This is a genomic window from Streptomyces sp. AHA2 (assembly GCF_036857595.1).
Classification (GTDB): domain Bacteria; phylum Actinomycetota; class Actinomycetes; order Streptomycetales; family Streptomycetaceae; genus Streptomyces.
The window spans coordinates 1-21,026 of sequence record NZ_JAUQWJ010000039.1 but is presented as its reverse complement, the minus strand read 5'-3'; the positions used below and the strand labels follow the sequence as shown (position 1 = coordinate 21,026).

14 protein-coding genes and 1 pseudogene are annotated in these 21,026 nt (G+C 71.0%); 8 read left to right on the top strand and 7 right to left on the bottom strand.

The genetic code is table 11. From position 1 onward, the window contains the following. From Q5694_RS34450 to Q5694_RS34425, 6 genes are all read left to right on the top strand, one after another. Positions 1-3,901 (top strand): SDR family NAD(P)-dependent oxidoreductase (locus tag Q5694_RS34450; RefSeq protein WP_333937459.1); only part of this gene is annotated, 3,901 nt, incomplete at its 5' end. An 8-nt stretch (positions 3,902-3,909) separates the two neighbouring features. After that, positions 3,910-5,430 (top strand): MFS transporter, encoded by a 1,521-nt coding sequence (locus Q5694_RS34445; protein WP_333937458.1) that lies wholly within the window; start codon positions 3,910-3,912, stop codon positions 5,428-5,430. Next, complete coding sequence (locus Q5694_RS34440; RefSeq protein WP_333937457.1) at positions 5,427-5,726, top strand: DUF5302 domain-containing protein; 300 nt, start codon at positions 5,427-5,429, stop codon at positions 5,724-5,726. Before Q5694_RS34445 ends, Q5694_RS34440 begins: the two co-directional genes overlap by 4 nt. A 350-nt stretch (positions 5,727-6,076) precedes the next feature. Further along, complete coding sequence (locus Q5694_RS34435; RefSeq protein WP_333937456.1) at positions 6,077-7,834, top strand: acyl-CoA dehydrogenase; 1,758 nt, start codon at positions 6,077-6,079, stop codon at positions 7,832-7,834. A gap of 50 nt (positions 7,835-7,884) precedes the next feature. Continuing rightward, a complete protein-coding gene (locus Q5694_RS34430) occupies positions 7,885-8,739 on the top strand; it encodes a 4'-phosphopantetheinyl transferase superfamily protein (protein WP_333937455.1) in 855 nt (284 codons plus the stop codon). Positions 8,740-9,070: 331 nt separating this feature from the next. Next, complete coding sequence (locus Q5694_RS34425; RefSeq protein ID WP_333937454.1) at positions 9,071-11,170, top strand: condensation domain-containing protein; 2,100 nt, start codon at positions 9,071-9,073, stop codon at positions 11,168-11,170. Positions 11,171-11,228: 58 nt separating this feature from the next. Here Q5694_RS34425 and Q5694_RS34420 read toward each other — a convergent pair whose 3' ends face one another. The 4 genes from Q5694_RS34420 to Q5694_RS34405 form a co-directional block, all read right to left on the bottom strand. Beyond that, complete coding sequence (locus Q5694_RS34420; protein WP_333937453.1) at positions 11,229-11,438, bottom strand: acyl-CoA carboxylase epsilon subunit; 210 nt, start codon at positions 11,436-11,438, stop codon at positions 11,229-11,231. 271 nt (positions 11,439-11,709) lie between these two features. After that, positions 11,710-12,318 (bottom strand): hypothetical protein, encoded by a 609-nt coding sequence (locus tag Q5694_RS34415; RefSeq protein ID WP_333937452.1) that lies wholly within the window; start codon positions 12,316-12,318, stop codon positions 11,710-11,712. Positions 12,319-13,328: 1,010 nt separating this feature from the next. Next, complete coding sequence (locus tag Q5694_RS34410) at positions 13,329-13,805, bottom strand: hypothetical protein (RefSeq protein WP_333937451.1); 477 nt, start codon at positions 13,803-13,805, stop codon at positions 13,329-13,331. 61 nt (positions 13,806-13,866) lie between these two features. Continuing rightward, a complete protein-coding gene (locus Q5694_RS34405) occupies positions 13,867-14,574 on the bottom strand; it encodes a hypothetical protein (protein WP_333937450.1) in 708 nt (235 codons plus the stop codon). A gap of 588 nt (positions 14,575-15,162) precedes the next feature. On the opposite strand from Q5694_RS34405, the pseudogene Q5694_RS34400 reads away from it, so the two are divergent. After that, a pseudogene (locus tag Q5694_RS34400) lies at positions 15,163-15,353 on the top strand (hypothetical protein); the annotation flags it as partial. 568 nt (positions 15,354-15,921) lie between these two features. On the opposite strand, the gene Q5694_RS34395 reads toward Q5694_RS34400, so the two are convergent. From Q5694_RS34395 to Q5694_RS34385, 3 genes are all read right to left on the bottom strand, one after another. After that, positions 15,922-17,448: an FG-GAP-like repeat-containing protein gene (locus Q5694_RS34395; protein WP_333937449.1), complete on the bottom strand. Its 1,527-nt coding sequence runs from the start codon at positions 17,446-17,448 to the stop codon at positions 15,922-15,924. Then, entirely contained in the window at positions 17,445-18,959 is a 1,515-nt protein-coding gene (locus tag Q5694_RS34390; protein WP_333937448.1) for a hypothetical protein, read from the bottom strand. Before Q5694_RS34390 ends, Q5694_RS34395 begins: the two co-directional genes overlap by 4 nt. Positions 18,960-19,130: 171 nt before the next feature. Further along, positions 19,131-19,481 carry a hypothetical protein gene (locus Q5694_RS34385; RefSeq protein ID WP_333937447.1) on the bottom strand — a complete coding sequence of 117 codons (351 nt, stop codon included), beginning with the start codon at positions 19,479-19,481 and terminating at the stop codon, positions 19,131-19,133. 996 nt (positions 19,482-20,477) lie between these two features. On the opposite strand from Q5694_RS34385, the gene Q5694_RS34380 reads away from it, so the two are divergent. Beyond that, positions 20,478-21,026 (top strand): DUF6531 domain-containing protein (locus tag Q5694_RS34380; RefSeq protein ID WP_333937446.1); only part of this gene is annotated, 549 nt, incomplete at its 3' end.

The window sequence follows — 21,026 nt, the reverse complement described above, 5'->3', positions numbered from 1 at the left end:
GGACCGGGTGCTGGGCGCCGGCACCCTCGTGCCACTGCCGACCTACGCCTTCCAGCGCCAGCGCTACTGGCACCAGACGGTCAGGACGACCGGGGACGCCGGATCGCTCGGTCTCGACGCCTCCGCACACCCCTGGCTCGGGGCCGTGGTCGAGCTGGCCGACGGAGAGGGGCACCTGTTCACCGGCCGGCTGTCGCTCGCCGAGCAGCCGTGGCTGAAGGACCACGCGGTGCACGGCACCGTGCTGGTCCCCGGGACCGGGCTCCTCGACATGGCGCTCACCGCCGCCCACCACCTGGGCGCGGCCGGCGTCGGCGAACTGACGCTGTCGCAGCCCCTGGTGCTCGATGCCGACGACGCGGTCCGCCTCCAGGTGAAGGTCGGTGCCGCGGACGGAGACGCTCTCCCCGTGGACATCTACAGCCGGCCCGACGGCGGGAGCGACACCACCCCTTGGACCCTGCACGCCACCGGCACCCTGACCGGGACGGGCGCACAGGCCCCGCCCCACCTCGACCTGCGCGCATGGCCGGCGAACGGAGCCGAGCGGGTCGGCCTGGACGGCTTCTACCCGGACCTTTTCGAGCAAGGGCTGGAATACGGACCGGTGTTCCAGGGCCTGACCGAACTGTGGCGTGCCGGAAACGTCGCCTACGGCCTGGTGCAGCTGCCGGAGCAGGCCCGGCCGGACGCCGAGGGCTTCGCGCTGCACCCCGCGCTCCTGGACGCCGCCCTGCACACCCTGGCGGCAACACAGAAAAGCGACCCGGACGGCGACGGCTCCGACGGAGTCCTGCTGCCGTTCTTGTGGACCGGCGTGCGGCTGTTCGCCACGGGCGGTACGCAGCTGCGGGTCCGCGCCGAGCTCGTGGACGACTCCACCGCCCGCATCCTCGTCTGCGACGGTACGGGCGAGCCCGTCCTGAGCGCGCAGGGCCTGGCGGTCAAGCGCACCGACACCGCGCAGCTCAAGGGCACGGGCACCACCCGCGACACCGAGCACCTGTACCGCGTCGAGTACCAGCCGCAGACGCCGGCGGACGAGCCCGGCACGCCACCGGGGGAGGCCGGCGAACTGCTGGTGCTCGGCCCGGGCGGAGTGGTGGCCCGGACGCTGGGCGTGGAGAACGCCGTGAGCCTGGGCACCGCCGTGCCGTTCGACGCGAACCGTCCTCGTACCGTCGTCGTCGACCTCAGCGCCGCCGGCGAGACCCGCTCGAACGGCCGGACCGTGAAGGAGCGTGCCGGACAGACGGTGACGGCGGCGCTGGCCTGGCTGCAGGAGCTGCTGGAGGATCCGCGGTCGGAGGGCACCGACGTCGTCTGGGTGACCCGGGGCGCGGTGGCCGCGAGCCCGGTGGACACCATCCCCTCGCTGGAGCACGCGCCGCTGTGGGGCCTGGTCCGCGTGGCCCGCGCCGAACACCCCGAGCGTGGCCTCCGGCTGGTCGACCTCGGTGCCGAACAGCCCGACGCGGCCCTGCTGCGCCGGGTCCTGCTCTCCAGGAGCGAGCCGGAGCTCGTCGTCCGCGGGGGCGGTGTGCTGGCGCCCCGGCTGGTGCGGGCCGACCGCACGTCCTCGCCGGACCTGCTCGTCCCGGACGTACGGCAGCAGCCCTGGTATCTGGACATCGAGGACAAGGGCCGGCTGGACACGTTCGTCTTCCGTCCCGTCGACCGCGACGCTCCGCCGGCGGACGGATTCGTCCGGGTGGGCATCCGCGCGGCCGGCATGAACTTCCGCGACGTGCTCAACGCCCTCGACATGGTGCACGCGCCGAAACTCGGCCTGGAGTGCGCGGGTGTCGTCCTGCAGACGGGTCCGGGCGTGAGGCATCTGCGGGTCGGCGACCGCGTGATGGGGCTCGCCGTGGGCACGTTCGGCTCCGAGGTGACGGTGGACGCGCGCTGGATGGTGCGCATCCCGGACTCGCTGTCCTTCGTGGAGGCCGCGACCGTCCCCCTGGCCTACCTCACCGCCCACTACGCCTTCACGGACCTCGGCCCCCTGCGTGCGGGGGACAAGGTCCTCGTCCACGCGGCGGCGGGCGGTGTCGGACAGGCCGCGCTCCAGCTCGCCCGGCATGCCGGCTGCGAGCTCTACGGCACGGCGAGCCCCGGCAAGTGGCCCGTCCTCAGGGAGCTCGGCCTGCCCGAGGACCGCATCGCCTCCTCCCGCGACACCGGCTTCGCGGACAAGTGGCTGTCGCTGACCGGCGGCACGGGCGTGGACGTGGTGCTGAACGCGCTGACCGAGGAGTTCGTCGACGCGTCACTGCGGCTGCTGCCGCGTGGCGGCCGGTTCCTGGAGATGGGCAAGACGGACGTGCGGGACGCCGACGAGATCGCCGCGGCATGCCCCGGCGTCCACTACCGGGCGTTCGACCTGATCGACAGCGGGGCCGACCGCGTCCAGGAGATGCTGTGCGAACTCGTCGCCCTGCTGGAGCAGGGAGCCCTCACCCCCCTTCGGTACTCGGCGTTCGACGTGCGGGAGGCGCCGAGCGCGTTCCGGCTCATGGCGCAGGGCCGCACCGTCGGCAAGCTGGTCCTCACCGTTCCGCAGTCCCTGGACGGCGCGGGCACCGTGCTGCTGACGGGCGGCACGGGTGAGCTCGGCCGCCTGGTGGCACGCCGCCTGGTCGAGGAGCACGGGGTGCGGCACCTGGTGCTCACCTCGCGCCGCGGGCCGCGCGCACCCGGCGCCGACGAGGTGGTGACCGAGCTGCTCGACGCGGGCGCGAGCGACGTGCGCGTGCTGGCCTGCGACGTGTCGAACCGTGAGGACGTGGCCCGTGTCGTCGGCGAGGCGGGCGCACGGCACCCGCTGACGGGTGTCTTCCACCTCGCGGCCGTGCTCGACGACGGCATCGTCCGCAACCAGGACGCCGACCGCTTCGCCCGGGTGCTCGCGCCGAAGGTGTCGGGTGCGATGCATCTGCACGAGCTGACGGCCGGTCTGGACCTGGCGGCGTTCGTCCTGTTCTCCTCGGCGGCGGGCACACTGGGCGCCCCCGGCCAGAGCAACTACGCGGCGGCCAACGTCTTCCTCGACACGCTGGCGGCCCACCGGCGCAAGCTCGGCCTGCCCGCGGTGAGCCTCGCCTGGGGCCTGTGGGAGCAGGCGGGCATCGGCATGACCTCCCACCTCGGCGACACCGAGCTGACACGGCTGCGCCAGCGCGGCTCGCGGGCACTGTCCACGCAGGAGGCCATCCACGCGATGGACGCCGCCCTGGGCCGCCCGGAGACCCATCTGGTCCCGATCAAGCTGGACGTGGCCGCTCTGGACGCCGGCCAGGAGGCCGCCCCGCTCTTCGCGGCCCTGGCACGGCCGCGGCTGCGCCGGGCCCGGCAGGCCGCGGCGCACACGGAGACCTTCCGTGCACGGCTGGCCGGGCTGCCGGCGGGTGAACAGGTCGCGGCGCTGCTGGCCGCCGTCCGGCAGGAGGTCGCCGCAGTGCTCGGCCTGCCGGGGGCGCAGACGGTCCCGGCGGACAAGCAGCTGCGCGAGTTCGGCTGGGACTCGCTGATGGCGGTGGAGCTGCGCAACCGGCTCAGCGCCCAGGCGCAGGTGTCCCTGCCCAGCACGCTCGCCTTCGACTACCCGACCCCCCGGGCCGTCGCCGAGTTCCTGCACGTGCGTCTGGACCTCGGCACCACGGGCGAGGAGTCCGGGCCGCCACAGGATCCCTCACAGGCCGCCGCATGGGCGCTGAAACGCGTGAGCGCGGACCAGCTGAGGGACAGCGGACTGCTGGCACAGCTGCTCCGGCTCGCGCAGCCGGACAACGAGCCCGCGGGGGCGAACACCGCCGCCGACGCCCTGCAGGCGGCCGGCGAGCTGTCGGAGGACGACATGGACCGGGCACTCGATGCCGTTCTGGGAAACACACTGTGAGGGATGCCATGCCTGAGCCCACCGACTCCGCAGCGCACCAGGGCCCCACGGAGGCACCACCCCGCCCCACCGGCGCTCCCACCCCCGCCCCCTCACCGCACCGCTGGCTGGCGCTCGCCGTGGTCACCCTGGCGTCGTTCCTGGACAACCTGGACGCGAACGCCGTCACCGTGGTCCTGCCCGCCATCCAGCGCGACCTCGGGGCCGGCTTCGCCACCGCCCAGTGGACCCTTGCCGGCTACGCCCTGGCCTACGCCCTGTTCCTCATCACGGGGGGCCGGCTCGGCGACATCTACGGACGCAAGCGCCTGTTCATGACGGGAGTCGCCGGATTCACCGCGGCATCGGCCGTGTGCGGTCTCGCGGGTGCCCCCGAGGTACTGGTGGCGGGGCGGTTCGCGCAGGGCTTCACGGCCGCCCTGATGGTGCCCCAGGCCGTGTCGGTCGTGGTCACGATGTTCCACCGGGACGAGTGGGCACGGGCGTTCGCCGTGCTGGGCGCGGCGCTCAGCATCGGCAGCGTCGCCGGCCCCCTGCTCGGCGGCACACTCACCGACCTCGACGTGCTGGGCCTGGGATGGCGGGCGATCTTCCTGATCAACGTGCCGCTCGGGCTGATCGCACTGGTCATGGCGGCCCGCAGCATGCCCGAGTCCCGCTCGCAGCAGCCGCCACGCCTGGACCTGACCGGCGTGCTGCTGCTGACGGCCGCCTCCCTGGGCGTGATGTATCCCCTGATCCAGGGCAGGGAAGCGGGCTGGCCGGCCTGGATGCTCGTCCTCGTCGGCGCCGGTGCCGCGACGTTCGCCGTGTTCGTACGGCAGCAGGGTGTGCGGCACCGGCGCGACGGCTCCGCACTGGTCCCGCCGACACTCTTCCGGCACCGCTCCACCCGGGTCGGCCTGACCGTGACCCTCCTGGTCTTCAGCGGCGTCGCCTCGTTCTTCCTCGTGCTGACGTACCACCTGCAGACCGGGCTCGGCTGGCCGGTGCTGAAAACCGCACTGGTCACCGCGGCCTGGCCGGTCGGTATCACCGCCACCTTCCAGATCGCCTGGAAGCACGGCGCGGGCCACCGCCGGACCTGCGTGGCGGCCGGGTCCCTGCTGATGGGCGGCGGCGCCCTGTGGACACTGCTGGCGATCTGGGCGGCCGGCGACGGGCAGCTGGCCTGGCCGCAACTGGCCGCCGCCGAGCTGGTCATGGGCTGCGGGATGGGCCTGACCACCCCCGTGCTGACCGCCGTCGTCCTGGAAGACGTCCCCGCCGACGACGCCGGGGCGGGCTCCGGGGTGCTCAACGCCGCCATCCAGTTCAGCTCGGCCGCCGGCGTCGCCGTCATCGCCGGGCTGTACTTCGGGCAGCTGGGCGACGGAGCGGGGCACCACACCGGGGCGGGACGATCCGCCACGGTCACGGCGGCCGTCCTCTGGTGCAATGTCGCCGTCTTCCTGCTGACGACCGCACTGAGCACCCTGCTGCCCACCGGCCACGGACGAAAAAGGTCACCGGCCACCACCGGATCGTGAGGCCCACCCGCCCCGAAGCGGCCGAATTCCATTCCCCGAACGAAAAGCGCATCTGGCCGGTGCGAGAACTCTGTGCCAGCCTGGATGCGGAACATCCCCCATCGGAGGTGTATATGACGGGAATTCCCGAGGACAATTCCTTCGAGGACGACGACCGGGCCAAATTCCGTGAGGCACTCGTGCGCAAAGCGAACGCCAACCAGGCCCGCCAGGCCCACGAAGAGGGCCGACTGCGCGTCAAAGGCATGAGCGGACCTGCAGGAAAGAAACGCTACTTCCGGCGCAAGACCGGCTGAACGCCCTCCGCACGACCACCCGGGGCTGCCGCGATCCCTTCTCGACCATGAAAAAGAAAAGGGACCGCGACAGCCCCCTCTCCTGTTTCCGGCCGCAGCCCCCGGTGAACTACCTCACACCGCATACAGCCCTTCTGAAGAAACGCTCGCGGACCGCTCGAAGAAAACTGGAGAACCCCTGGACCGAACGGCTTCCAGCAGCGAAATCACGACAACGTCCGACGCACCGCCCGAACCGATCCTCCACCACGGTTCGAGCAAACCCCCAACACCCCGCGAGGGAACGCGGCCACAGTGACGTACGGGCGCGACAGGGCCCCTCCCAGGACCCGAGGAGCTGACCGAGCGCGATGACCACCACCGCCGAGACCGGACACGCACCGGGCACCGCACCCGGCGACTGGGAACGAGCCGCGAACGCGCGCGCCGCCCGGCTCGAGACCCTCCTCGGCGACCCCTACGACAGCGCCAACCCCCACGGCCTGCGGGCACTGTTCACCGCCGACGACCAGCGCACCCCTCCCCACCACACCGAAGAACTCCTCGACCGGACCAACCTGGCCGCCGAATTCGTACCCCTCGCCCACGGCGGCCGCCTCACCCGCGCCGACCTGCTGGCCCGCACCCTGCGCCCCGTCTTCCGGCGCGACGTCGCCCTCGGCTTCGGCCACGGCATCACCTCGCTGTTCGCAGCCGGCGCCGTCTGGGCCGCCGGCAGCCGGCAACAACGCCACCGCCTGGCCCGACTGCTGCTGAACGGCAAACGCGCGACGATCCTGCACCACGAACTCGCCCACGCCAACGCCCTCCTGCGCCACGAGTTCACCGCCCACCCCACCCCGGCCGGCGGCCACCTCCTCACCGGACGCAAGGACCTGATCATCAACGCCGCCCGCGCCGACGCCCACGTCGTCTACGCCCGCACCGACCCCGCACGCGGCCCGCACAGCCACTCCGTGTTCCTGCTCGACCCCGCCGACGCACCCCCCGCCCACGTCCGGCACCTGCCGCGCGTGACGACCTCCGGCATGCGCGGCGCCCTGTTCAGCGGACTGCACTTCCACAACCGCCCCGTGCCCGCCGACGCCCTCGTCGGCCGCACCGGCGAAGGCGTCGCCCTGGCCCTGCGCACCTTCCAGGTCAACCGCAGCGTCATCTGCGGCGTGATCACCGCCGCCGCCGACACCGTCCTGCACTCCGCCGTCCGCGCCGCCACCACCGGCCGCAGCGGCCCCGTCGCCCGCCGCTGGCACAAGCCCCTCACCGGCGTCTTCGCCGACCTGCTGGCCTGCGACGCCATGGCCACCGTCGCCCTGCGCGCCCTCAGCCTGCTGCCCGACCGCGCCCACGTCTTCGCCGCCGCCGTCAAATACGTCGTCCCCGACCTGCTGCGCGAAAACCTCGAAGAACTCGCCGCCGTCCTCGGCGGACGCGGCTACGAACACGACAACCCCGAATACGGCGCCCTCGACAAACTCGTACGCGACCTGCCCGTGGCCGGACTCGGCCACGCCGGCACCGCCTCCTGCCAATCCGTGATCGTGCCCCAACTACGCACCCTCGCCACAACCGCCTGGTTCGCCGAGGAGGAACCACCGCCCGAACTCTTCCGCCCCGGCGCTGACCTGCCCGCACTGGACTACCGGCTGCTCGCCGTCGCCGGCGGCGGCGACTTCATGGCCGCCTCCCTGCTCGGCTCCGCCGCCCGCCTGGCCCGCTCCCGCAACGTCGGCGGACAGATCACCGCCCTCGCCGCACTCGCCGAGGCGTTCGCCGCCGAACTGCGCGCCCTGCACCAGACGTGCCGGCAACTCCCGCGGCACCCACCGGGCCTGTCCGACCCCGCGACACTGGTGCTCAGCGACCGCTACAGCCTCGTCGTCGCCGCCGCAGCCGTCCTGGGCACCTGGGAAGGCCAGGACGGCAGCGACCCCTTCCTTGCCGACGCCGCCTGGCCCGTGCTCGCCCTGTCCCGCATCGGCGCCCGCCTGGGCATCCCCGTACCCGACCTGCCCGACGGCTGCACCCAGCACGTCCTGCACGAACTGATCCGCCGCTACCGGGCCGGCCTGGGCTGCGACCTGGCCGCCACCGCCCTGGCCCGCTGACCCACCCCACACACCACCCGCGCCACAACCACGACAAGAGGTGGACCGAGGTGCACGCACCCACACTCACCGACCCGGCGTGCATACCCGCCGACCCCGACCGCATCAGCCGCCCCGTCCACGTCCGCGGCCCCGACGGCCCCTGGCAGCAAGTCAGCCAGGACATGCGCTCCCGCGGCAACGCCGTCGTGTTCGCCACCTGGGGCGAATGGCTCGGCCCCGCCCTCACCGACCCCGCTCTGCGGCCCCTGCTCGGCCGCGACTGGCAGCGCTACCGCCGCACCACCGACCCCCTGGTCCGCTTCCGCTTCGTCACCTCACGCCTGGTCACCAAATTCACCGCCGCCGCCGCACTGGACACCCAGCCCACCGCACTCGACCTCGCCTACAAGATCGGCGGCCGGCCCTACCTGCGCGGACTCGACCAAGTCGACATCAGCCTCACCCACACCGACGACCTGATCGCCGTCGCCGTCAGCCGCAACGGCCGCATCGGCGTCGACGCCGAACCCGCCGACCGCCCCATGTCCTTCGACCTCATCCACGGCCACGTGTGCACCCCCGCCGAACACACCGAACTGCACCCACTGCCCGAACAGCAACGCGCCGCCGCACTGCTGAGACTGTGGACCCTGAAAGAGGCCTACACCAAAGCCATCGGCCAAGGACTGCGCCTGAGCTTCACCGAGTTCGGCTTCGGCACCGACGGCACAGGCCTCCTCACCCCCGACGGCCGGCCCGCCTCCCGCGGCGAATGGGCCTTCACCACCCACCGCGCGCTGAACCGCTACCTCATCAGCGTCGCCTGCCACGACACCGGCCTCGACACCGCCCGCGACACCGCCCCGCACACCATGCTCGACGAAGGCTTCATGAGCGCCGTCACCGACCTGCTCACCGACTGAAAACACCCCCGGGCCCGCCCACCCACGCAACAAGCCCGACCCGGCGCTGAACCCCTGCTCGCGCCCGCATCCAGCACCGGTGGAAAAACACCCCCACCCCCACCCCACCCCGTTAACGTCTCCCGCAGACGGCTGCGGGACGTGAGCAACAAGGAGACCCCCACCACGGTGCCAGCGCCGTCCCAGGCCCGCATCGGCCGCCCCGCACATACTCGTCGAGCACTCGCACAGAGGGGAGGGAGGGGGCCTTCGCAGCCGTACGCCGCGGCCGTGCGCACCCGCCGACCGCACACCGTACGCGCGGCCACCACAGGCGCACCCCGTACAGCCGATGACCACCCACCCCACCCCACCCCCACCCGACGAGGAGCCGACCTCCGTCATCCTCGACCTCGGACCGCCCCCCCACCACCGACCACGCCTGGAAGTCCACGGACCGCTCGACGAGACCCGACTCGAAGCCGCCCTCGGCCGGGCCGCCGCCCACCTCCCGGGCACAGGCGCCCTGCACCACCGGGTCCACCGCCACGGCCCCCACACGCTGCAGCTGACCACCGGCACCACCGGGACCGACGACCACACCAGCCAGGCCACCGGCCACCCCGATGAAACGTTCCCCTACGGACTCCTCGCCGACCTGCTGACCCGCCCACCCGCACCCCCCACCCGCGCCACCCACACACTCCCACCCACCCCCCTGATGCGCGAACTGCTCGCCGACGCCGACGCCCACCCCGGCCGTCACGTGGAACGGCTGTCCTGCGCCTGGCACGGACCGCTCGACCCCGACCGGTTCCGCACCGCCTGGCAATCGGTCGTCGACCACGAAAGCGTGCTGCGCACCGCCTACGACGACGGCCCCGACCCCCTGCTCATCCTGCACGACCACGTCGACGCCGACGTGCTGTGGCTGCCGCACGGCTCCCTCGCCTGGAACGACCTGATCACACACGACCAGCGCCGCGGCCTCGACCCCCGCCGCCCCGGCGGCCTGCGCGTCACCGTCCTCGACGGCGACCCGGCCGGCGACCCCACACCCGCACCCGCCCGCATACTGCTCACCTACCACCACGCCCTGCTCGACGACACCGGCGCACGACTGCTCCTGCACGAGTTCTACCGCGCCTACCTGGCCGACGGCCGACTGCCCGGCGGCGAGCGCCGCCCCGACCTGCGCGACTACCTGCGCTGGCTCGACCACCAGAACACCACCCCCGCCCAGCACCTGTGGTCCGCCGCCGCCCCACCCCCAAGCGCCCTCTCACCCCTCCCACTCACCCCCGCAACCGGCCCCACACGCCGCACCCGCACCCAACTCACCGCAGACCAGACCCAACGCCTGACCGCCTGGGCCGCACACCTGGGCAGCACCGAAAGCACGGCCCTGCAAGCCGTGTGGGCAGTACTGCTGTACCGGGCCGCCGCCACCGACGACACCGCAACCATCCGCTTCGCGGTCACCGCCTCCGGCCGCGGCATCCTCCTCGAGGGCGCCGACCGCCTCCCGGCCACGCTGCGCACCTCCATGCCACTCAGCATCCAGATCACACCCGGCCGCACCGTGGCCGGCCTGCTGACCGAACTACGCGACCGCATCCTGGACATGACGTCCTACGAATGGCTCTCACCGGGACAGATCCACCACTGGTCCACCCCGATCCACACCACCACCGCCACCGACCCCGCCCTCCCGGCCGACAGCAGCCTTCTCGCCTTCGACAGCGGGCCACACCCCGCCCCGGACCTGTCACGAGAACTGGCCGCCCACGGCGTACGAGTAGAACGCCCCGACCCACTGGGCGCCCACACCGCCTTCCCCCTCACCCTCGTCGCCCACCACCACGACGACGGCGCCCTGGTACTGACCGCGTTCTGCCACCCGGACCCGCACACCGACGCCACCGCAGCGCTCACCCACAGCGCCCTGCTGCTCGCCGAACTGCCCTACCTGCCGGGCGACACCACCACCGTCGCCGACCTGCTGCGACTGCTGCCCGGCACCACCGACCCCCCCAGCCCCCAGCCCACCGCGCCCAGCGCCACCCCGGCCGACCCGCCGCTGACGACCCTGCGGCCCGCCTCCGACCCGGGCGCCGGAGCCATCTGCCTCGTGCAGACACACGGCACCCCCCTCACCCGCTACGAGCAACTCGCCGCCGCCTACCGGGGCCCCGAATCGATCGTCCTGCTGCACCACGCACCCGGCGGCGCCCGCGCCCGCCACGCCGCGCTGCGACCGCTGACCGACGGCGCCGGCCTACGGGTGCTGGGCGCCTTCAGCGGCGGCGGCAGCACCGCCTACCGGATCGCCCGGCTGATCGCAGCGAACGGCGACCGCCCCCCACTCGTGCTGCTCACCAGCGCCACCACCGCCACAGCCCCCCTGGCCCGGCTGCTTCACACCACCGCCACCCGAGCCGACCGCCCCTGAACCGGCCGCGCAGCGTACAGAGACCGTACGGACACCGTATGGACGGCGTACGGTGGCGTCAGGAGCCGGTCTGCCAGGAATGGGGTGAGTGATAGCGGGGGCGGTATTCGCGCCCCCAGCGGACGGTTTGCGTGCGGGGCCGCGGGTGCCGCTGGGTGTGTCCGGCGGCCGCGCGGGCCAGGAGGACGGCTGTCAGTGCGGCCAGTTCCTCGGGTTCGGCCTGTCCTTTTTCGATGCGCAGGAACCCGTTGGGGGTCATGTGGGTCATGTGGGGTCTCCCATCCTCGTCGCTGCCTCGTCCGCTTGCAGCATGCTCCGGGGACGGGTGAGGACCCCTCGAATTCCGCTGGACAGGTCGGCGAACCAGCGGGGAGCCCTGGCACTGCAGGGGTGCGAGAAGCGATCGCGCTGAACCAAGAGATTCCCGGGTTGACGGACTGCCGTCGCGGGGGTGGCGGCATTGCTTGTGCGGTCTCGTCAGCGCCTGATGTGGCGAGGTACCGGCGTCTGGGTGGAGGGTGCTCCGCTTGTGGTGTCGGTCAGGAGGCCTTGGTTGCTTTGGATCCCTCGGGGCAGCTTGCGCGGGCGGCTTGGCGACCGCTCTTGAGTTCGGACGGGTCGGAAAAGCAGGGGAGGAAGCCTGAGCCTGTCTCTTCCCAGGTCTGTACATGACCTTTCACAGGCGCATTAGAGCTGCAGGTGTAGGTGAAGTCGGCTTCGACCTCCTTGCGATACCTCCACGAGTAGTACGCACCCTTGAGGTCCCCGGTCGCCGCCTCGAAGGTGTGTCCGGTCACGTCGGGCTCGCTGGGGTCGCCGAGCGGTTCGTCTGCCCGAAGGTGTTTTCCCAGGGCTTTGATCACGTCGGGAGCCCTGACTCCTCGGGGCGTTCCGTTCACCGTGGGCCGTACGCCGGTCTCGCTGACCGGTTTGAGGCGGGCCGAGTAGGACGCTGTCTTCTTCTTCAACCGTATAGGGTCGGCGAGTTCGGTCAGCTTCTCCGAGCGTCGCACATTCGACCAGGCGTACGTCCCGTCCGTGCACGGTCCGGCGCTTTCCTCCTTGCCGCCCGTACAGGCCGCCAGCCCTGTTGACAGCACCACCGTCGCCAGAACGTTTCCGCTGATCCTTCGTGCTGTGCCGCGCATGCGCCGGCTCCCGTCCCCCGTGTGCGGACGCCCGGCGTCCGCATCATGATCACTGCAAGATCCCATCTTCTGGGCGCTGGGCGGGAGATGGCAAGGAGCTCGAGCATTGGCGGAGCCAGGGCAGGGCGGGAGGGCCTCGGGCGTTTCACGTCAAAGCTTGCCTGCCCCCGCTGGCCGATAGCCTCAGCTTCGAACAGACCGAACTGAGGGCAGATATGGGCGCCCGCCTGGACCCCACACCGGCCTTGCGCCGCTACCCGTTGAGGTGCGCAGGCGAGGCTTCGTCCTTTCGGGCGCACTCGCCGGCCCTGCCACCCGGATCAGCCGGTTCATCGCGGCGCTGCCTCCGGCCGACTTGGACGCGATCCTCGCCGCTCTCGACCAGCGCACCGAACACGACGCGTGGACGTTGTAGACCGCCGACCCGCACGGCGACGGCGAGGCCGCAAACCCTGCCTGGGCCGTCCTGCGGTAGATCGACGCCCCTTTGGCTCCGCAGCCATGAGGTCACTATCCGGTCAGGGAGAATGCCGAACTGGTGGTGGATGGCCATCTCTGTCCCGCCCTGACGCTGAGCACGCTGTCGAGGACGAGTGCTTAACAGCGCTTGGATTGGACAGCCCCACCGCGGCGGCCGCAACTTTGATGTAGTCCGAGCGACACGGCTGGCGCACCTCGACCTCACGCCGCCATCCGCTCGGCCGGCGTGCAGTTTGGTGCCCGCGCGGCCTCCTGGGTGCGTCACCTCGCCACCGGCACCACCCCAAGCTTGGACGACATCGTGAAGGCCCTCGTCAGCCTCGGCTGACTCCTCCCTGCGGCACAGCCGAAGGCCCGCACGACCTTGGCGTCGGGCGGGCCCTGGGTTTGCTCAACGGGTCAACGGTGACTGGGGCTGGGCCAGTGGATGAGCCGGTGAGGACCGCTTGCGGGCCGGGCTGGCTCAGGCAGCGTTGTCTTGTCCTCGGCTACGAGTCTCCGCAGCCACGGAGGCATGCAACTGTTCGCTGTCACATACTGTGCTCGCCTGAAACGATCGCGAGCTTCCACTTCACGTCGGCTCCGTCGATGTGGACGGCCAGCTTCTGGGTGGTGATGTCGGTGTACACCCGTCCGACTGTCAGGGGGGCATTGCAGCTGACCTTGCTGGGCTCACTCTTCTTGTCGTGGCGGTCAACGATGGTCATCTTGCCCTTGCCTGAGCATGTGGCGTAGACGGTGTACACGTCGGTCAGCGGTTTGAAGGTGGGCAGGTCAGCAGTGCCCGTGCCCTTGGTGACAGGTACAAGGACATCTGCACCACGGGGAAGGGCCAGCTCCGACTGCTTGGGAGGGCTTTCGACTTCGGCGTCATCACTGCTGCTGTTGCTGGCGCTGGGTGTGTGACGCGCGGTCGGGGCAGTGGTTTCCCCGTCGTCCCCGCCGGAGCAAGCAGTGGCGAGCAGCAGGACCAGCAGAGCGCCGGGCAATGCCGTATAGCGACCCATAGGACACTCCTCACGGAGCGCGTCCCGGCCCACCGGCCGGGACGCGCAGCGAAACGATCGGTTACTTGACGACCCAGCCCTCACGATAGGGCGCCCAGACGGTCATGTTCTTCTTCTGACCGATCTCGCAGTTGCTGTACCGGTAGGCGGTGTAACCGGCGACGTTCTCCTTCATGATTCCGTAGTCGCCATACACCGTCGACCTGGCCTTGACCTTGCCGTAGGTCTCGATTCCTATTTCCGAGGTCCAGGACTTCTCAGCCTTGACGTTCACCTCAGCCTCGATCTTGCCGAGCCACATAGCCTTGAACTCGGAACTGATGCTGACGGAAGCACCAATCAGCGTCGTCCCGGCCTTCTTGGAGATGAACTTGTAGTCGATCGCGTAAGACTTGTTGTTCTTCACGAACGTCGAGTACTTCACCGACATCGTGTTCTTCTTGTTCTTGGTGATGTGAACGAAGTACTTGCCGGGGCCGCAGTAGTTTCCCAACGGCGTCTTGGGTTCTTCTATCAGGTCGGGGCCATCCTCCTCCCCCGGAATGGGGAGGTCTTCCTCCAGCGGCGCCTCGCTGTCCACGCCTGTTGCTGCCTCTTCCTCAGGGGCAGCACTCTCTGATTGCGACACCGTCCCCGGAACGACATCCGCGCCGCTAGCAATGAGCGGCGCACCTATGCCGTCGGGTGAGTCAGCCGCGAAAGCAGGCACGGAACTGCCCACTACCAGAAGCGCGGCAGCGGCACCAACAGCGGTCACTATTCTCGACAATTGAGTTTTCCCCTGTTTCTTCCCTGGCCACCCGTATGGGCTGCCAGTGGTCGAGGTTGATTAGATCATGTGCAGGTCAGACCGCCTCGGTATCTGAGCAAGATCTGAGCCTGGCTTCAGTGCGTACCAGGCGTCGGCGTACGGCGCGGATCGCGGTGGGCCCTCCTCGGGTGCCGTCGCCTGGGCGCAGATGCGGTATCGGTCAAGCAGCTCAGGGGCATCCCCGCGGTGCGTCGAAGATCAGACTTGTTGACCCCGCTAGGGTCTCGCCCAGCGCCTGGCCGATGCTGTGCGTGAGTGTTGGCCGTCGCGGGTGTGCATGCTCAAGCCTGCAAGTAGGCGGCCGCCATCACGGGCCTCGTCATTAACGTCAGTGCGCGGTTTGGATTCCCGCGCCTGGCTCCAGATGAGCGATCGCGCCGACGGGGGCCTGTACCGCTACACGGCGCGCACACAGTCGCACTGGTCCCACTCGGGCAGAACCGGTGACCTATTCTCCTCATACAGTTCATGGTGCTACTTTAAGATCGACTCATCGGTGCCGGAGGTTCCCCGCATCACCGTCGATTCGCCGTACACCGAGTGCACGGCGAGTACGGTTCGACCGACCGGAGTGAACGCATCAAGCTCGGTGACACCTTCTTCCACAACGGCCCGCTGGGGCTGTCGGCGAAGACGACCGCCGGCGTGGACATGGGCTTCAGCCGCGAGCCCGGGGGCACGTTGAACTCCATGACGACCGGGGGAAGACGTACTACTACCTCGCGGACGCCATCGGCGGGCGTGGGCGGGTTGGCTGTTGGCGCTACCTGTTTCGGCATTGGATACGGAGCCGGTGAACTGGGCGAGAAGGCCGCAACCAGCGTCCTGAACTAGGAACCGACAAGGGATAACCAGCAGACGGGAGAACTAATGTCGTACGGCCAGTTTCTCGCCAAGGGCGCCGGGGAGGGCACTCCGCCCTTCTGGATTATCGCTGTCGCCTTGGTGCTCATTGTCGGGGTGGCGTTCTTGGTGAGCAGGGCCCGTAAGTAGTACTCCTTAGCCGGATCGGCAGGGCGCGTGGTGAGTGTCGCCTCACAGTTCTCGCACCGGCCCGGTGACCGAGCTAACCGCATACGTGCCCGATCGCAGAGTTTCGACATGGTGACGCACCCGGCCTTGGAGGCCGGGTGCGTTCGGGCGATGTCTGGTTGGCGGTATGTCTGCATGCGTCAATCGCCGGCAGGCGAACCGTATTCCTAGGGCCGTCATGCCAGCGGGGGCGGGGCAATCGTCGTCGGCTGCTACGTCAAGGAGGCATGGCAGGGCACCGACAACGCGTGGAGCGCCAGGCCGTCGTCCGGCTCAGCCGGTCTGGCGCGCGCCGGGGAGTGCCGCCCCGAACTCGACGTCCGCGTACTTTCGCTTGGCACCGGCGGCGGTTCCGCTGACCGTCTTCGACCCGGACGTCACAGGGCCGGCCGTGCCGCCCTTGGCCGTCCACAGCAACCCGTCGGCGTTCTCGCCCGGGGCGCCGACCGTCAGTTCCGCCCTGCCGTCCTTGGTGAGGTCGATGAGGTGGACCGCGGCGGCGAACCGGTCGCCCTGCTCTGCCGTGCCGGGTACGCCGGCGGTGTCCTGGCTGTAGGCCACGGCGCCGGTGGCGGTGAGGCCGGTGGCGGAGCCGCGCAGCAGCGTCGCCTGTCCCGCGCCGATACGGGAGCCCAGGGCCTCCCAGGGAGTCCCGACGATGACATCGGCGTACTTGTCGCCGTCGGTGTCCCCGACGCTGAGCGACTCTCCGAACATGTCGCCGTCTTCGCCCGCTCCCGGGACTCCGGCGGTGTCCTGGTGGATGACCTGCGGCTTCTGCTCCGGGTCGATGCCATGGGGGCCTCCGTAGAGGACCTGGATCTCTCCGCCGCGGTGGGCGGCGGTGGGGTCGGACATCAGGGAGGCGTCGTAGGGCGCGCCGGTGACGAGGTCGCCGTATCCGTCGCCGTTGATGTCCCCGACGTGGCCGGTGAGGCCGTCGGCGAGCGGCAGTTCGGTGTAGGTGCCGTCCTCCTCGACGTACACCGGGCCGTTGACGTCTCCATCGGTGGGGCCGGGCAGCCAGAAGCGTTCGGCCCGCCCGTCGCGGTCGACGTCGCCCATGGCGACACCGCGGTTGGTGCCGAGCGCGTTGACGAAGGACCGTTGGGCCGGGCGGCCGCTCCGGGTGAACGGGCCGGTGTACGAGGTGCCGCCGCAGTTCCCGGTGACTCCGAGGTCCGGGGCGCCGTCGCCGGTGACGTCTCCGACCGCGATGCCTGCGGCGAAGCCGCAGCCCTCGTCGAGGCCGGTGGGCGGTGAGACGGCCGCTCCTCCCTTGAGCCCGGAGCTGCCGCCCCAGACGACGGTGAGGGAGCCGATGCCGCCCATCGTGCCCGCCGCCTCGCTCGGCGTGCCCACCAGCAGGTCGGCGTAGCCGTCGCGGTCCAGGTCGGCGGAGGCGACCGATGTGCCGAAGCCGTCCCACTCCTCGGGCGCGCCCGGAACGCCGGTGGTGGCCTGGGTGATGACGGTGCGGTGAGTGGCGGAGACCCCGCTGGCCGAGCCGTAGAGCACCACGACCGCACCGGCGGCGTCCACCGAGCCGTTGGCGGCGCCGGGGGCGCCGACCGCCAAGTCGCGGTAGCCGTCGCCGTTGAAGTCGTCTTGTACGGCGGCGGTGTTGGCGCCCTTGTACGGCGCCGTGGCGGCCGCGGGCCCGGCAGGCAGCACCACGGCGGTCAGTGTGGCCGCCGTGGTGACGGCGATCGCGCAGGCGAGGGAGCGCGTGGGGACGCGGGCGGGGGACGGCATGTCTGCTCCGGGGCGGTAAGGGGTGTGCGGGGTGCGGGCGGTCACGGTCCGGTCACCACCTCGGCGAAGCGTGCGACGCCGCTCGAGCCGAGCCCCGCACCGCCGGGACCGACGTTGACCGAGCCGGTGGCCGTGACGGACGTGGCCGAGCCGCGCAGGAGCCACAGGCTGCCCGCTCCGCCGTTCTCGCCGGGGGCGCCGACGAGCAGGTCGGCGTGGCCGTCTTTGTTCGTGTCGAGGACGCGCACGGCCGCGCCGAAGGTGTCGCCGGTCTCCGAGGTTCCCGCCACGCCCGCGGTGTTCTGGGTCCAGGTGCGGGCGTGGGCGGTGTCGAGCCGTCCTGCGGTGCCGCGGACGACGATGACGGATCCGCTGTTCCCGTTCTCACCCGGGGCACCGATCACAAGGTCCGCCCGGCCGTCCTTGTCGGTGTCGCCGACGGCGACGGAGGCGCCGAAGCGGTCCTTGGCCTCACCGGCTCCGGGTACGCCGGAGGTGTCCTGGGTGATGGTCTGCACGCTGCTCGGCGAACCGCCGTATCCAGCGTCGAAGTAGACGGTCACCTGCCCGCCGAGCGCGGTCCCGGGGCTCTGCGAGGGGTCCTCGGGGTTGCCGACGACCAGGTCGGGCGAGCCGTTGCCGTTGAGGTCGCCCACGGCGGAGACCGTGCCCGCGGGCAGTTGGGCGTCCTCGAACCCGGCCGGGTCGGCGAGCCAGGTGGCCGGGTCGTCGCCCGTGCCGTCGTACCCCCAGCCGCCGTCCCCCACGCCGCGGCCGTGGGCGATCAGCCGGTCGTCGTCGGTGCCGGGCAGGTCGACCTGGGTCAGGGCGACGATGCCGTGGGCCGGGTTGAACGCGAACCCGTTGCCGGAGGTGCCGGACTGCGCGGACAGGTCGGCCGGCATGTAGGTGACCTCGGCGTCGTCGGCGCCGATGGCGATGGACAGCTTGCCGTCGTTGACCGGGTTGAGTCCGTTGTAGGTGCCCACGGCGAGCGTGCGTCCGTAGGCGTCGTGCGACGTCGGCCAGCGGTCGGCGACCGTCCTCGCCTTCGTGAGGCCGGAGGCCGAGCCGTACACGACGGTGACGGAGCCGCCGCCGTCGTCCCCGTCGACGTCCTCACCGGGCGCGCCGACCACGAGGTCGCTGTAGCCGTCGCGGTTCAGGTCGTGGACGGCCACGGCGGCGCCGAAGCGGTCGCCGGCCTCGGCGGTACCCGGAACGCCGGTGGAGTTCTGGGTCAGCACCGTGCGCCGGGAGGGGTCGATCCCGCGGGCGGTGCCGTACAGGACCACCACGGCCCCGGCATCCGCGTGCCCGGACACCTTGGCGCCCGGAGCCGACACGACGACGTCGCGATAGCCGTCCTTGTTGACGTCGCCCGGAGCCCCGGGAGCGGCCTGCGCTCCTGTCGCGGCGAGCGGGGACAGGCCCGACGCGAGCAGAGTCGCGGACATCAGCAGGGTGCGTTTACGCACGAAGGTCCTCCCGGGGAAGCGGCGTCCGTGCCGGTTCTCGTGGCCATCGCCGTTGCCGTCGCCGACAGCGTTTGGCATGCCACGATCATGACCGGCGCAGGAGAGACTCCCGAAGGGACTCAAGGGTTGTACGGGGCGAGCGACTTTTTCTGCCTGCAGCCGTAGCACCGCACGGTCAAGTACTCCCAGGTGGGCACGTGCCAACCCGTACGGCCGGCAAGTCCACCCCTGCCTGCGGGCCACAGGCGTTCAGCCCAGCATGCCGGGGACCTGCTTGCTGGCGTCGACGACTGCGCGCTGGGTGGTCGCGCCGGTGAAGGTGACGGTGCCCACCTCGAACGGGCTGCCCTCCACGGCCTCGACCACGACGATCCGTTCGCCGAGAAAGCGCAGCGTCTGCTTGTTATCCGAAAGCGTCAGCGCTTCGGCGGGCGGCCGGGCCGGCCGGGGCGGGTCGATGTCGTGCCGCACGGTCGAGAGATGCCAGACCGGCTCACGGCCTGCGTGGTCTTCCGGGGCCGGCGCCTGGCCGCGCGCGACGTAGGCGCTCCACGTCTTCGGCTCGGCTCCCATGATGGCGGCGGCGCCGGTGGTGGGCACGGGTGATCGATCTGCCGTTCCACCAGTCGGGTGGTCCGGAGAGCTGGGGTTCACAGGCCGCGGGTGTCGGCGAGACCGGCGGCCTGGTCGAGCATTCGCCTGCGACGCCCGCCGCCCGCCTCCAGGCCGCCGCTTCAGCGGAGCCGGAGCATGGCCAAGAGCCGGTCCGGGGTTGCGGTTGGTTCGGGCTGCGGTGGACTTTGCGTCGGCGGCACGCGGTACGAGAGGCTCCCGGAGATCGGGAAATGCTGGGACTGCGATCATCGCAATCCGCTGCGCAACCCCGGCTGGGCGCGCCCCTGCACGGCAGCGCTGACCCGCCCCCGGTTCCCCCACGGCGGCGGTGATGGGTACATGTACCGAGGTCCTTCGCCGCCGTCGCCCCGGACGTCGACCGCGACGTCCTCGCCCGGAAGGTCGCCCGCGAGGCCCTTCGTACATGCCCTGGCCGCCTCACTGGACGGCTGATATGCGGCGGGTGGGGGAACACCGATGTAGGCCGCCGCCTTGCGACCGGGGCGACCGTGGGCCCGGCCACGCCGAGCCGCACTCCGACGCGAGGCCGGGCAGGCGCGTTCGAAGTGCAGCTTCATTCGAGCAGCCGATCCAGCGCGGCATGGGCGCCGCCGGCGCCCTGATGCAGACGCAAGCCGCCTGGAACGCCACCTACGACGCGCTCGCACCCCGCCACTGTGACACCCATCGCCATCAGCGGCAGCCAAGTGCGCGACCTCCTAAGCGGTGCCGTAGGGAGGGCTATTGGTCGAATGCCACAGAGCGAAGCAGGGCTGTACCGCTTGACCCAAAGGGGGTCCAGACTGTCCGCTTGTCGCATTCATGGCGATTTGACCAATGAAAAGGAGGGGCTGATTCCTGCCCGCATGAGAGGGGAGTTGCCGGGAACGCCCCGGACGTTTGTGCGAGTTCTGTGACAACTTGTGGGCGCCCGGTGGCCGCTGGGGCCGCCGGGATTCGTCTTCCTGTGGGGGGAAGTCAATGCATGAGCGTGCCTTCGGCATGCCGTTCCGGCGTGCCCGCAAGAGATCGGCAACCGGCGTGTCCCTGGCGGCGATCGCCTCGATCGCCCTGGCCGTCTCCGTCCTGCACGGTGCGGGTGTGGCGGCGGCCGACGACAAGCCGGTGTCGGCGTGGGGCAAGGACAGCCCGGACTTCGAGATGCCGCCGGTGAAGGTCGGTGAGAACCGCCCGGTGGCGTCCGAGCGGTCCGAGAACCCGACGGACGAGGCGTTGCTGCCCTGGCAGCGCGAGCAGCGCGAGCGCGTCAAGGGCCCTGCGGGCAAGGCGGGCGGTGGCAAGCAGGCGCCGTCCCGGGCCGCGGCCGCCGGCACTTCCGCGCTGAGCGTCGTCCCCGAGGGCCAGGGCAATGTGCCCTGGCACCGCTACACCAGTTTCGCGATCACGGACGCGCTCACCGCGAAGATCGACTACTCGACCGGCAACCTGATGCTGACGGCGACGGACTTCGACATCGCCGGCGTCGGCCAGCGCCTGCAACTGGCGCGGACCTACAACTCCCTCGACGCT